At 64.1% G+C, this 13822-nt stretch carries 13 protein-coding genes; 6 read left to right on the top strand and 7 right to left on the bottom strand.

What is annotated here, in order from left to right:
* Positions 1–10: 10 nt before the first annotated feature.
* The gene (locus EPO61_03815; protein ID TAJ09854.1) at positions 11–2677 is read right to left on the bottom strand and encodes a response regulator; all 2667 of its coding nucleotides are present in this window, start codon (positions 2675–2677) and stop codon (positions 11–13) included.
* A gap of 343 nt (positions 2678–3020) precedes the next feature.
* On the opposite strand from EPO61_03815, the gene EPO61_03820 reads away from it, so the two are divergent.
* The gene (locus tag EPO61_03820) at positions 3021–3251 is read left to right on the top strand and encodes a hypothetical protein (GenBank protein TAJ09855.1); all 231 of its coding nucleotides are present in this window, start codon (positions 3021–3023) and stop codon (positions 3249–3251) included.
* Positions 3252–3294: 43 nt separating this feature from the next.
* Here EPO61_03820 and EPO61_03825 read toward each other — a convergent pair whose 3' ends face one another.
* From EPO61_03825 to EPO61_03840, 4 genes are all read right to left on the bottom strand, one after another.
* Positions 3295–4110: a nitrate reductase gene (locus EPO61_03825; GenBank protein ID TAJ09856.1), complete on the bottom strand. Its 816-nt coding sequence runs from the start codon at positions 4108–4110 to the stop codon at positions 3295–3297.
* Entirely contained in the window at positions 4098–5354 is a 1257-nt protein-coding gene (locus EPO61_03830; protein TAJ09857.1) for a TIGR00300 family protein, read from the bottom strand. Before EPO61_03830 ends, EPO61_03825 begins: the two co-directional genes overlap by 13 nt.
* A 420-nt stretch (positions 5355–5774) precedes the next feature.
* On the bottom strand, positions 5775–7514 hold the full coding sequence (locus EPO61_03835; GenBank protein TAJ09858.1) for a hypothetical protein: 1740 nt from the start codon (positions 7512–7514) through the stop codon (positions 5775–5777).
* A 61-nt stretch (positions 7515–7575) separates the two neighbouring features.
* Positions 7576–8631, bottom strand: coding sequence for a tRNA pseudouridine(13) synthase TruD (locus tag EPO61_03840; GenBank protein ID TAJ09859.1), 1056 nt, complete (start codon positions 8629–8631; stop codon positions 7576–7578).
* A gap of 166 nt (positions 8632–8797) precedes the next feature.
* Between EPO61_03840 and EPO61_03845 the strand changes: the two genes are divergently transcribed.
* Together EPO61_03845 and EPO61_03850 are read left to right on the top strand one after the other, a co-directional pair.
* Positions 8798–9391, top strand: a complete 594-nt coding sequence (locus tag EPO61_03845; GenBank protein TAJ09860.1) for a hypothetical protein — start codon at positions 8798–8800, stop codon at positions 9389–9391.
* Positions 9388–10218 (top strand): hypothetical protein, encoded by an 831-nt coding sequence (locus EPO61_03850; protein ID TAJ09861.1) that lies wholly within the window; start codon positions 9388–9390, stop codon positions 10216–10218. The genes EPO61_03845 and EPO61_03850 overlap by 4 nt, the downstream gene beginning before the upstream one ends.
* A 44-nt stretch (positions 10219–10262) precedes the next feature.
* Here EPO61_03850 and EPO61_03855 read toward each other — a convergent pair whose 3' ends face one another.
* A complete protein-coding gene (locus EPO61_03855; GenBank protein ID TAJ09862.1) occupies positions 10263–10898 on the bottom strand; it encodes a HEAT repeat domain-containing protein in 636 nt (211 codons plus the stop codon).
* A gap of 86 nt (positions 10899–10984) precedes the next feature.
* Between EPO61_03855 and EPO61_03860 the strand changes: the two genes are divergently transcribed.
* Genes EPO61_03860 through EPO61_03870 form a run of 3 tightly spaced genes read left to right on the top strand, consistent with a single transcriptional unit; the run spans position 10985 to position 12817 of the window.
* A complete protein-coding gene (locus tag EPO61_03860) occupies positions 10985–11461 on the top strand; it encodes a MarR family transcriptional regulator (protein TAJ09863.1) in 477 nt (158 codons plus the stop codon).
* A gap of 41 nt (positions 11462–11502) precedes the next feature.
* Positions 11503–12009: a cytochrome C gene (locus EPO61_03865; protein TAJ10089.1), complete on the top strand. Its 507-nt coding sequence runs from the start codon at positions 11503–11505 to the stop codon at positions 12007–12009.
* Positions 12010–12031: 22 nt separating this feature from the next.
* Positions 12032–12817, top strand: a complete 786-nt coding sequence (locus tag EPO61_03870; protein ID TAJ09864.1) for an MBL fold metallo-hydrolase — start codon at positions 12032–12034, stop codon at positions 12815–12817.
* A gap of 52 nt (positions 12818–12869) precedes the next feature.
* Here the strand turns inward: EPO61_03870 and EPO61_03875 are convergent, their stop codons facing one another.
* Complete coding sequence (locus EPO61_03875; GenBank protein TAJ09865.1) at positions 12870–13811, bottom strand: hypothetical protein; 942 nt, start codon at positions 13809–13811, stop codon at positions 12870–12872.
* Between the last annotated feature and the right edge of the window lie 11 nt (positions 13812–13822).

The raw sequence follows: 13822 nt of genomic DNA on the forward strand, positions 1-13822 counted from the left end.
GCCTGCGCACTCACGGCCCGCCCGCTTCCGCAGAGCGCTCCGCCGGACGATCCAGGACTTCGCGCACCTTGCGGGCCAACCGTTCCGGAGTGAACGGCTTTGGGAGCATGGTCGTCTGGGGATCGGCCACGCCATGACTTTCCACCGTTTCATCCGGGTAGCCGGAGATATACAACACCTTCATCTCCGGCCGCGCAGGACTCAAGAGGCGGGCCAATTCGGCGCCGTTCATCTCCGGCATGACGACATCGGTCACCAAGAGATGGATGGGCCCCTGGTGATTGGACGCCAACCCGAGGGCTGCGGAACCGGATGATGCATCCAGCACCGTATAGCCTTGCTGTTCAAGCACCCGCCAGAGCAACATCCGCAGGCCGGCTTCATCCTCCACCAGCAGCAGCGTTTCGGTGCCTCGCGGAAGCTTCTGTGAGCCCGGGGGCGGCGCGGTCGCCGACGCAGGAGCCTCCGCGCACGGAAGGTACACCTTGAACGTAGTACCCTGCCCAGGGGCGCTGACAATCTCAACGAAGCCCCCGTTCTGCTTCACGATCCCGTAGACCGTCGAGAGCCCCAATCCCGTCGCCTCTCCTTTGGGTTTGGTCGTAAAAAATGGTTCGAAGCAATGGGCTTGGACATAGTCGTCCATGCCGACGCCCTGGTCGGTGACCACCAGCATGACATAGGCGCCGGGCTTGCTCTGGATATGCCGTTGCACGAAGGCTTCGTCCACCGTCACGCCGCGGGTCTCGATCGTCACGGTGCCGCCGTCCGGCATCGCCTCGCGCGCATTCAGGCAGAGGTTCAACAACACTTGCTCGACCTGCGAAGTATCCACCAGGACCAGTCCAAGATCTGGCGTCAACGAGGTGACCAGTCGGTTCCGATTTCCCAGCACACGCCCCAGCGCCGGAATCTGGGCGGTAATCAGGTCGTTCAAGTTCAACCGCTGAAGTTGTCGCGGCTGTTTTCGACTGAAGGTCAAGAGATGCTGGGCCAGGGCGGAGGCCTGCCCGGCCGCCTTGGAGATCTCGTCCACCGCGTGGAACGACGGCGCCTGTGGATCGAGGTCCTTGAGCAAGAGCTCGCTGTGCCCGAGAATGATCGTGAGGAGATTGTTGAAATCGTGGGCGACATCCCCCGCGAGGCGCCCGACCGCCTCCATCCGTTGCAGTTGGCGGACCTGCTCCTCGCTCTGGTCCAACGCCGTTTCCGCCTTCTTGCGCTCGGCAGCCTCGCGCTGCAGCGTCTCGACCATCTGGCTCAACTCGGCCGTACGCTCGCTGACTCGCGCCTCTAGCGCTTGTTGCGTCCCGCGCAGCAGCTCCTCGGCCCGGACCTGCTCCGTAATATCCACGGCAAACACGATCACCCCGATGACGGCTCCCTGGTCGTCGCGATGGGGAATCTTGTCGGTCCGCACCCAACGCTTTTCTCCCGACGCCGTATGGTAGGGCTCAATGATGCCGACCTTGGGCCGCCCGGACTGAATCACCGCCAAGTCATCCTGATGATACCGGCCCGATTCGTCCGGCCACAATTCCTGGGCCAGTTTTCCTTCCACCTCCTCGACCGGCTTCCCGATGGAGGCCGCCGCAGCCTTGTTCGTGCGTAGGATCCGATTGTTCCGGTCCTTGTAGAACACCATGGCCGGAACCGAGTCGAAGATGATCTGCTGCTCCCGATACGCTTGCGCCGCCTCCATGGTCGACCCGACCGGTTCGGTGTCCGTTGACCGATTCCGTTGCGTGACCGTCCAGGCCACGCCGCCCACGGTCAGAAGAACGCTCAACCCCAGACCGAGCAAGGCAAGGCCCTGCTCCGGCAACACAGACCGGGCTTCTGTCTCATAGGCAGCCAAGCGCCAGTTGAGCCCCGAAGCGGCCAGGAACCCCATGGCCGGGACTGTCGCGCTCGGAGTCTGTCCCGCCTGCGGCAATTCAGCTGGACCGGCAATCGGTTGTCCGTCCTTATTCGCAAGCACCAGCGAATACGCATGCCCGCTTGGATCGGGTCGCCCATGTTGCGTTAGAATCGCCTGCACAGGCTGCAACGCCAGGCGAACCGACAGCACCCCCGTGACGGTCCCCAGGTCGTCCTTGATGGGCACGGACATCCTGAGCACCGGCGGACCAGCGCCGAACACCGCTTGCGTCAGCGGATCAACCTGAAATCCCTCGACTGCGACCGGTTTGACCGCCCGCAAGGCGTCCTGGAACCAGGATTCCTGGGCGACGATTTGCCCGATCACCGCCCCTGATGCGATGGGACGCCCCGCACCGTCAACTTGGTTCACGGCCAGGATCTGCCCCTGGGCGTCCGCCACCAGGGCCAGGCGGTAGGCCGGCTGCTTGGCCATGACGAGGCGGTCCACCGCCGGAGACACGAAGGCGGGATCAAGCCCCTTGACCGCCGACATGTCCGCCAGCATCAGCAAGTCCCCGCGACGCTCCAGCAAGAGCGCCTCAATGGCGCCCATCGCTTCCCCCGCCTTGGCCTGGGCCTGGCTCAGGGAAACCTGCCCGACAACAGACGAAGCAGACCAGACGATCCAGCCTCCAAAGGCCAGGACCGGCAGGCAGGAGAGACAGGTCAGGAAGATCGCGGGAAGGATCGGCCGATGCCGAGAGGAGCGGGAAGAACCGCTGGGCCGGCTGTGTTGCTGGGATAACCTAGTCAAAGTGCGCTGGTCCCTCCAGGCGAACGGCGACGCTCAGGCCCACCAAGAGGATCGCTTCTACCCTCTCTTCACCGCCGATGGTTCGACCCGAGACAATGTCCTGCCAGAACCGTCTTTACTGCGCTTATCCCGACGCTTATGATGCGGTACTCTAGCTGATTGACCCTGGAGGTGCAACCGTGCCCCTAGGACCTGGGCGCATCGTGAGGCCCCTGTGAACTGCCGCGCCTGCGGACAAGCACTCCCCCCGGCCAGCCGGTTCTGTATCGGCTGCGGCAAGCCAGTGGCCGACCCATTCCTCTCCCCTGACCAGACGGCCCGGGCTAGGCTGGAGGCGGAAGATATGAATCTGCCGGTACTCTATGCCATGGCCGCCCTGCTATTCCTGGCGGGACTGTTCCCTCCCTGGGAAAGCCAGCCCGGACATCCGCCGGAGTTCCTCGGTTTTCATTTCATCCTGAGCGGGAAAGAAGTCACCGGCGGAATCGTCAGTCGGCTTCTTCTGACCATCGAGCTCGTCACGATCGCCGTCGCAGGGCTCTATGTATCGTGGCTGTTGCGCAAGAAATCGTGAGGCGTACGGGGCAAGGCGTGAGATGATTTTTTCGCCTGACGCCTCACATGCAGTCCAGTGCCAACGTCAGACACTTGGCGGAGCCGCCCGCCTTCATGAACTCATCGAGTGGAACCGCGTAGGGCTCGTAGCCGCGGGCCGCGAGCAGCGCCATTGTCTCGGCACACCCATCGGGCAGCACCACCTGTTGCTCGACGCAGACCGCGTTGCAGGCAAAGCGAAGCGCCTCCGACTCGGGCACCGCCACACACAGATCCTGACCGATCCGATCCGCAATGACCTTCTGGGCATAGAGGTCGAACGCGGGGGGATAGTAGAGCAATTCCCCCCCGCTGAGCGGACAGAAGCAGGTATCGAGGTGATAGAACCGCCGGTCCACCAGTTCGACCGGAATGATTTCCCGTCCGAAGATCTCGCTCAAGCGACTGTAGGCCCGGATGTCGCTGCGCTGGCGATACCCGCCGAACCAGGTGTCGGGAAAGCCCAGGAGATCGCCCGCTCCTTCGAAATAGAGGCCTTCATCCAACTGCGTCACCTCATATCCATGGTTCCGAAACCACCGGTCGAAGAACAGCTCCTCCCGCCGGCGCTCCGGATGCCGGAACCGGCTCGGCACGGCCTTCCGGCCCAGCACGGATCCGGCATTCGCGGTGAACACCATGTCCGGCAGACCTGGCACCGGCTCCATCCGCTCCAGTGTAGCGCCGATCTTGTCGGCAAGCACCTCCATCAAACCCCGCCATTGGAGCCGCGCACGATCGGGCTGGACGCGGTTGGAGAGGCGCATCCAGGGATTGATCTCGTAGTCGATGGAAAAATAATCCGGCGGACAGACGAGAAAGCGGCTCATCCCTTCCATCCCAGTTCCCGCGCCAGTTCCCGCAGGAACGAGGCCGCGTCCATGACGAGCCCGACCGCCTGAAAGCTGCCCCGGTCGGCCAGCTTGGTGGGCACGGAAGGGTTTACGTCCACGCAGACGGTGGGCACCGTGGCCGGCAGCAGATTCCCCGTCGCGACAGCATGCAGCGTGGACGCCACCAGCAGCGCCAGCCTCACCCCCGGCAAGGCGGCCCGCATGGCCGCCTGGGCCTGGACCGAGTCCGTGATCACGCCCGGCAGCGGCCCGTCGTCCCGGATGGATCCGGCCAGGACCATGCGGACATCGTGACGGACCGAGGCCGCCATGATGCCGCCGGTGATGACTCCCGACGCCACCGCCTGCTCGATGCTGCCGATCGCCCGGATGCGATTGATCGTGCGCAGATGGTGCTCGTGACCATGCGACACGGCCCGACCGGCCGAGAGGCCGTAACCGAGCGACGTCCCATAGAGGTGCGCCTCCATGTCGTGCGCCGCCAGCGCGTTCCCTCCGAAGAGCACGTGGATGAACTCGGATTCGATGAGCCAGGTCAAGGCATCGCGCCCGCCAGCATGGACAATGGCCGGGCCTCCCACCAGCAACACCAGGCAGTCTTGACGGCCTCCGCTGCGCGCCTCTCTGTAGCCCTCGCGCAGAACCGTCATCCGGCCGGCGATATCGGCGATGATATGCCGGTGTGGCCGCTCGGACGACACCTGGGCTTGCATGAAGCTGAAGACGTCGCGCTCCTTGGGCCGCTCCAGCGGCAGGACCCGGACACCCTCCCGCCCGATGACGATCCGGTCTCCTTGTCGAACCTGCCCCATGGGAACCGCCTGGGCCGTTGCGGTGTCGGCCCCTACGCGTATCGCCACATCCATTTCAATGCCCTCAACGTCGATCCATTGCCCGCCGAGCCTGACCTGGGTCGGCAAATGGGTCGTGGCGTAAAACGTGGGGGGAAGGATGCCGTCCGCCGGCGCAGGCTCGGTGCCACAGTCGGACTCCCGCTCGACCCGCGCGCCGTGCGGCTGGATGGCCTGCAGGATGTCCGCAAGCTGTTGGCCGGACGGAGCCCGGATGAGAATTCGGGCCTGTGAAGGTTGGTCGCGCTGGCTTCCGATCTGCACGTCGAGCAGCTCGAAGGCGCCGCCCAACATGAGAATCGCGTCAAGAACCTTGGCCAGGATGAGGGAGTCGATGATATGGCCCTGGAGGAGGACCGTTTCCTGCGCGTTCGTCATGGCTCGGCTGCCTCCACAGCTCTACGCTATTATCATACCACCGGGCCGGTTCCTTTGCCGTCCGCGCCAAATCAGTTCGCCCCGCTTGCCTAAGGCGGCATTCAGACCACGGATGACGAACGGCGCGCGCATTCGACGGCGGCATGATGCGTTGGGGAAGGGGTGGGTTCTCACAGTCCGACGGTTGGCCGCTCGCCTCATCGGACCATCAGAAGAACGACTCGCGGCAGCCCAGTCGCCTGCGACGTGCAACTGGCCGCCATGCCGCGCGCCTCAGCGCGCAGCCGTTCCATCCGTGGCCGGAGAAAAGAAAAAAAGAGTTCAGGGACAGGCCGCCGATGGATCTGTCCCTGTGAGTTCTGGAGAGGGAGCCCGATTTGGATGAAAACCCAAGGACCAAGGGTTCAAGTGGCCAAGGGCTCAGGGAGTCTTCGCGCATCGGAACCCGACGTCGTTGCTCCGGTCCGTCTGGCTGTAGAGGTACCGGGCCGCGGATAGCAGGTTGCCCGCATCGATTTTCCACGACCCGCCACGGAGCACCTTGTACTTGTCACTGTCGTCGTAGTCCGAACTCGTCAACTCATACACATTCCCGGCCATGTGGTAGAGCCCATAGGGACTCTTGCCCATCTTGTAGCTCTCCACCGACGCCAGCGTGGCATAGCCGTTCCAGGAGGCTATGCCGTCCGGGTCGTATTTCGCATACCGGCCGCTCGGCTCCTCATTCCCCCAGGGATACGTGCGTCCATCCGTCCCCCGCGCCGCCTTCTCCCATTCCTGCTCGGTCGGCAGCCGCTTGCCGTAGTGGCGGCAATAGGCGTCGGCATCATTCCAATCCACCCCGATGACCGGCCGGTCCCCATCGCTCACCTGGCTGGCTTCATTCCACTTTTCCGGTGCCGCTCGGCTCGTGGCTTGCATGAAGGCCGCGTAGCGCTTGGTCGTCACTTCGTACTTGTCCATGTAGAAGGCCGGGAGTGACAGCCGCTGGTTGTTCTCGCCGTACAGAAAGCCGCCGACCGGCACCAGCACCATCGGCGCCCCGTCCTTGCCCGTGATCTCGCGGCCGGTTTGGCGAGGCGCTTCGTAGGCCGGGGCCTTCGCCACGTCCATCGGTTTGGGGACCTCTGCCGGCCTGGTCATCTGCGCCTTGAGCGCCTCCAGCTCCGCCCGCATGTGCACCATCTCGTCGGAGGAGCCGACGGCACTTCCAGTCGGTGCGGACGTGGGACTGCTGCCCTTGCCCCGCGCCGACGTGAAGAACACGAACTGGCCCTTCTCACCCGACAGTTCCGCCATCTGCGGCGTCTGGGTATGGCCCTGCTGCTGGGCCTCTCCAAAAACGCGCGATTCCAGATAGGTGTACAGTTCCTGCGAGGTGATCACGCCGTTGTCGTCCTGATCGGCCAGGCCCTCGTTGAGCCCCTTGAGCAGGAAATAGGTGAAGACGCTGTGGCCCCATTGCGCCGACTCGATCACCTCCTGATCGGCCGCGCCGGCCGTGATGACATGTCTCCCCCGCTCCCGCGTGATCTGCTTCAAATAGGCTTCAGTCACGGCCGGCGGCGCGCCCCTGGTCAGCGTCCCCGCGATTCCGCCGAAGCAGACATCCAACAGAAACAGGACGTGTTTGGCGGGCAAGGCGTCCGCCAACTCTCTGACGGTCCCCATGCTGACCCCGGTCGCGGCCAGCTCATCCTGCTCCACATCCACGGGCAGCAGATAGCCCATAGCCTTGCCGCCTTTCACTTTCTCATCCTGGCCATGGCCCGCATAAAAGATGAGGACGCGATCCTGTTCCCCGACCTTGCGAGGCAGCTTCGTCCGCAGCTCGCTCTCGATGGCCCGGCGGGTCGCCCGCTCGTTGTAGAGTTCCGTGACCTCGTAGCCCCGCTGCTTCAGGGTCTGCGCGACGGCTTTCGCGTCCGCCACGGCATACCGGAGGGAGCCGATTTTCTGATAGTTGTCGATGCCGATGACGACGGCGTAGGCCTTGCCGCTCTGCTCGGCGACGTAGGCCTCGGGGCTCTTGCCATCGACGCGGATGCCCCGTTTCTCGGCGAAGGCGGGAGCCAAGCCGATCAAGGAACATGCGGCCAGGAGCAAGCTGAAACAGATGAGGCGGCGCATGAAGCACCTCCGGGCAGTGTACCGAGCCATGCTAGGCCAAAACACTCAGTCGGTCAATACGCCATCCGGCTTATGTGAAATCCCGAGGCTGCTAGACGCCGGCGCCGGGGCTGCCGGTTTTCATCACTTCGCGCAGCACGCTCGTGGCATAGGAGCCGGGAGGCAGGACAAAGGACAGCGTCACGGCGTCTTTCTCCAGCGACCAGGTCAAGCCTTCCAATGGAACCCGCAAGGGCCGCCGCTCGCCGCGAAAGCCGCAGGCCGCCGCCGCCGCACTGAGCGCCTCCCGGGTCGTCCCCTGTTCCGCCACGACAGCCCGCTCGATCTCTCCCGGCACCCCGGAGGCCCAGGGGGCTCGCGAGCCGAACAGAGGACCGGTCGGGCTGATCGCAAAGGCCTCCGCGCGCGGCTGCTCCACGCTTTCATCCTCCACCAGGAAACAGGCGCCGTTCTCATGTTTCATGGCCCAGTCTCCGGTGAACACCCGGTCGAGGCGGTCGATCCGACGGGCCACAATCTGGTTGAAGAGAAACGATTGGTAGGCATGCAGATACCAGAGCCGCTTGGGTTTGGGCATTTTCGCGCGCCGCGCCGGATCCACGAGCAGCGCGGCTCCCGTCGAGTAATTGAGTCCGTCCCGCCCCTGCCGTTGCGGCCCGAAATAGTTGGGCAGGCCGCGTGTGCCCAGTTGGTCGAGAATCGCCGGCACGGATTCGGCCGCGCAGGGACGCACCCCGCGGATGACCAGCCGGAAGCCGTTGCCTGCATGGTGTCCGGTCCGAAGACGGTTCCGGTGGCGCCCCAGGATCGTGATCGAGAGGAGATGCTCATCGGAAGGCAGTTGGGCGATCCGCTCCGGCGTAACGCCCTGCACGGACACCATCTGGGTCGTCACGGCTCGGGCATCCTTGAGACCGGCCACGCCGATGCAGCGGGCCTTCACGCCCAAGCGGGATGAAAACCAGTCCACCATCTGGGGCGTGGCCAACCCCCGCTTGGTGACGGACAGATACAGATGCTCGCCCTGGCCGCAGGGCAAGTAGAGCGGACGTTCCTCGACCCGGAAGTCCTCCGGCGTCGTCCGGATCGTCCCTCCGATGCCCGGCACCGTTGCGGTGAGAAAGGGGAGGGACTGTTCAGGGACCATAGTTGTTCCTCAATCCTCGTCGCGCAAGCCTTACGCGCACAGGCAGAAGCGGCCAGCCCGTGGTATACTCAAAACACAACGCACATCAGGAGTCTCCGCTGTTACCACAATGACGCCTCGGATCACGCTCAAGGTTTCTGCCATACTAGCATTCTTCTGCGGCGCGATGGGCTTATCAGCCCCGTCCCATGCCGCGCGCCTCGCGGCTGACCCGGACAATGTGTTCGCTTCCTTTACCGCCCATATCCGACAGCAGATTCAGACCGACAAGGCAGGCTTTGCCCAGGCTCAAACGTGCACCGAATGGTTCTACCGCCAGCAACACAAAAAGCCGGCGCAGCCGCCGGTGCTTGGCGTTTCCTTCCGTCCCGCTCGTTCCACGGACCGAAGTTCTGCTCAGACTTCAGACTGCCCATCCAGGTACCCGGGCGGACTGGATGCCGCGAGAGAAGATTTCAGCCGGACCCAATCCGCCCTGTCGTTCAGCCTCACCTTCTACGAATTTGCGCTGGTGGGTGACGGAAATGACGACGGGCGATACAGCCAACGCGAGTTGCAAGACATCCTGGAGTCGTTCGGCCTCTCGTTCCGACCCGGAGACGCCTCGGAGGCCCAGGTGGCCGTCCTCAATGCAAAATTCGATGCTGTCCGGAAGACCGGCGGGCTGGAGGTCCTCATGTCCAGCATGGGCCTCCTGTACGACAAGGGCTACCGGTTTACCGCCCCGGATCGGGCCGACTTGAATAGGGTTTCTGGATGATCAAGCTTCCGCTACGCTGGCCCAGACGGCTCCAACTCGCGCTGGCCCACCGGGCCTCCCTTCCCTTTCATTGGTTCTTCAACCTGTTTCCTGCCGCTGAGGTGGGCCACGCCAAGGCGGAGATCACCAACCTTGAATACCGTCATGCCCCTCTGGCCGGCCGCAGAGCGGTGCAGATCAGCGACTTGCATTTGGACCGGTACCATCCTCGCCATGACAGAGTGCTCGACACGATCGCCGGCTTGAGGCCGGACTGGATCTTCGTGACCGGCGACCTCCTGACCGTCGCGGACGGGCTCCCTCACCTGTTGCGGTTCCTGACCGGTCTCCGCAGCGTGGCTCCCGTATTCCTCACCTTGGGTAACCACGATCATTACAGCGGTGTTCCCGTGGATCAGTTCAGCGAACTGGCGGACCGGCACAAGCTGCACCTGCTGGTCAACCAGATCATGTTCGTCCCGACGGAGGGAGGCGAGCTGGGGATCGTCGGCCTGGACGATCCTTCGCTGCACCGGGCCGATCTCGCCTGCATCCCGCCACGGACCGAAGGCCGGTTCACCGTCCTGCTGGCGCATGCCCCCAATGTGCTCGATCACCTGGATCACCGGCATGCGGTCGACCTGGTGCTCTGCGGCCACAGCCATGGGGGCCAATGGCGCTTCCCGCTGGTGCACCCTTTTTGGCTGCCCTACGGGTGCAACCGCAGATCGGCGGGGCACCATCACCGGAATGGACATACGCTCTACATCAATCGTGGGATGGGCTGGTCCATGCTCCCGATTCGGCTGAATTGCGCGCCTGAAATCGTGGTCATCGACTGGCGGTAAGCCGATCGTCTCTTTTCACCGCTCACCCTCACGGGGGAGCCAGGCTACGCCAACCGCTCCAGCGCTTCCCGCGCCCGGCTCCGCACCGTTTGATCCCAATCCTCCTGCATCACGTAAGTCAGCTTCTGTTTTGCCTCGGCCGCCCGCATCCGCCCCAAGGCCAGCGCCGCGCTGGCCCGCACGTAGGCATGGTCGTCCTCCAGCGCCAGCAGTAACAGGGGGATGGCCTCCTTGGCCCGCAATGCGCCCAGGTGACTGGCGGCCATCCCCCGCACACGGTGCTGCTTGTCACCCAAGGCCGTCTTGAGGGTGTGCATCAACAGTTCGGTCATCGGCGCCGCGACCGGCTCCAGCCCCTCCGGTCGATACCCGTTCAACTCGACGAGGGCAAAGGCCAGATCGAGTCGTTGCTGAGTCGTGGTGGCTTGCCGGAACAAGCCGATCAACCGGTCCCGCTCCCGGCTGGTCTGTCGGCGGCGGCGAATTTTCCTGACTCCCACCCACACGAGCACCACGCCGGCGAGCCCCAGCAACGTCAGCGGCAGGGCTTGCTCGAGGACCCGGTCCTGGACCTCGGGCGGCGTCCGCTTCCAGGCCCAGACCGCCGCAACGACCAGGCCGATTAGGGTGAGCACCGCGGTCACGTTCGCCTGCCCCCGCTGATTCCGTACGCGCATCATCGGCGCATCATAGGGGGTCGTTGAGGACGCCGTCAACGGCCTGTCCGACGCTTTCCCCTTGACAATGATCCTAACTAGGACTACATATGAAACCCGTGGCTGAACTGCCTGACCTCCAAGACGATCCCTACCTGAAAGTCGTGCGACCGCTGGTCGAGGCGTACCTGGCCTTCTGGCGCGAAGACAATCGCCATATCCGGTCCCTTCGCTTGACCCCGTCCCAGTTCGACGTCATTGTCACCTTGGGCGACACGGATGGGCTGACCTGCTCCGAGTTGTCCGTCCGCACCCTGGTCACCAAGGGCACACTGACCGGCGTGCTGGACCGGCTGGAAGCCAAGGGCCTCATCCTGCGCGATGCCGTGACCGGGGACCGGCGGTGTACCAAGATCAAGCTGACGGGCAAAGGCGAGGCATTGTTCCGCAAGACCTTTGCGGCCCACATCTCCTTCTTGCGGCCTCGCTTCGAGCGGGCGGTGACGCAAAAAGAAGCGGACCAACTCCGCACCTTGCTGCTCCGTGTCCGCGACAGCTTCCTGGATCCGGTGAAACCACCAGTGTGACGTTGCTCAAAGAGGAGGTGCCACCCATGTCATTACCCAGCCTGCGCATTCGTCTCGCCCTCGCTGCAGCACTTGCATCCGCATCGTACGGTGTCCATGTCGCCGAGCCGTCGACGCCCCCGCACAAACCGAGCAAGCAGGCCGAGACAGCGACACTGGAGCGGGGGCGCTACCTCGTCAAACTCGGCGGGTGCAACGACTGCCACACGCCGGGCTACGCCCAGTCCGGAGGCGCGGTGGATGAGAAGCAATGGCTGGCGGGCGACAAGCTCGGCTGGCGCGGGCCCTGGGGCACCACCTACGCCACCAACCTCAGGCTCTACATGCAGACCATGACCGAAGACCAGTGGGTGCAGGCGGCCCGCACCCTGCAAACACGTCCCCCCATGCCCTGGTTCACGATCCGCACGATCCATGAACGCGACTTGCGCGCCATGTACCGGTTCATCAAGCATCTTGGACCGGCCGGTGAACAGGCGCCCTCGGCTCTCCCGCCGGATCAGGAGCCGCCGCAGCCATACGTCCAGTTTCCGCATCCTCCCAAATGATTCGCCGGGAGCACCCCTTGCGATGGGTTCATGGCCAGGGCTGCCCTCTCGCGTGATGCGCCTGACCATCCTCGGCTCCGGCACCAACGTCCATCCCGCCCGCGCCGCTTCCGGATACCTGGTCCGGACGGACCGGATCTTCCTGATGGACTTCGGCCCCCGCACCCTCATGAACCTCATCAAGACCGGCGTGGACCGGCATCGGATCACCCACATCCTGTTTTCGCATTTCCATGCCGATCACTTCGCAGATTTTATTCCCTTTTTCTTCGATGCGGTCTACTATGCCAAGCATGTCGGCAGACGCGAGGACCTGACGATCATCGGCCCGCGCGGCACGAAGCGGCTGTTCGGCGTCATGCTGCACACCTTCCCCGGGTTCGGGACCGCTCCATTCCGCATCACGATCCGCGAAGTGGCCGACCGGAGCTTTCGCATCGGCAAAACGCGGATCACCGCGCGCACGGTGGCGCACAGTCCTCGGCTGCACTGTCTGGGGTATCGGGTGCGCTACGGCAAGAAGACGCTGGTCTACTCGGGCGATGCGATGTATTGCGACGGTTTGCTCGCGCTCTGCCGCAAGGCGGATGCGGCCGTCTTGGACTGTTCATTCCCCGAGAACCGCCCGGGCCCCGGCCACATGCACGCGGGGGACTGTGGCAGGGTGGCGCAGGAAGCCGGCGTCAGGCGCCTGATCCTGTCGCACTTTTATCCGATCGCTGAACGCTACGACGTCGCGCGGCAGGCCGGACGCCGGTTCGACGGCCGGATTACGGTGGGCCGCGACTTAATGACGGTGCGCCTGTGAAGCAAAATCGGTGGGGCGGCCGTGCCGCCGGCTCTCACACGTAGGACGGGCGCTAGGACCCGCAGCCCTCTTCCTGATCCGATCCTTCCGACCCCTTGGATCTGCCGTCCAGCACCTCGATGAAGCGGGTCAGCCGCGTCTCTTTCACCGTCTCATCCAATTTGTGGTAGATGGCAATGAGGTTCTTGAGGGTTCGGACCAGAATGGCCCTGGACGGACTCTTGGCCAGATACCGCTCTTCGAATCCATACCCGGCCTGCATCAAGAACCGCGCGCAGTCCTTCTCGGTCAGCAGCGCGCCTCCGTTAAAGCAGTCCACAAACACCTTATACCGCTCCGACTCGTGCTTGACCAGGAAATGCCCCGGCATGCCCACCCCCGCCAAGGGAAGGCCCAAGCGCTGTCCGATGAGCAGATAGACGAGGGACAGGCTGATCGGAATCCCCGTCCGCCGATCGAGTACCCGGTTCAAATAACTGTTGTCCGTTTCATAATAGTTCCTGGTATTGCCGCGGAAGCCCTGCTCGGCGAACAGGTACCGGCCGAGTGTTTTCACCGCCTCTTCGCCGGAGACCCGCAAGCCCATCCGCTCGCGCACCTCGGCCGCCAGGGCGTCGAGCTGGGCACGGTAGGTCGGCACGTCCAGGTTGGGGTAGGCGTACCGGGCGATGAGAAACGCGCCGGCTTCCAGATCCACGCCGTCGTCGGACGCGGAGACGAGCGCATGGAGTTCATCCTCCAGCCGCTTCCCCCGAATCTCATCGAGCACCCCCTCGATGCGCTTGGCCATTTCCGGCTGTTCGATCTCGGCCTCTTGAAGCAGGGGCACGGCCGTGTCGCCGATCTCGATGAGTTTGCCGGTGATCGTCTTGACGATCCGGTCGTTCTCGTCGGACAGGAGCCGGATCAGCGCTTTAATCTGGTTCTCGCCGGTCGGCATCGTGCGTCGCTCGCCTCTCGTCTTTCGATATTCGTCGGCCGTCTGACGTGTCACGAGACACGTTT

This window comes from Nitrospirota bacterium (assembly GCA_004296885.1).
Lineage (GTDB): Bacteria > Nitrospirota > Nitrospiria > Nitrospirales > Nitrospiraceae > SYGV01.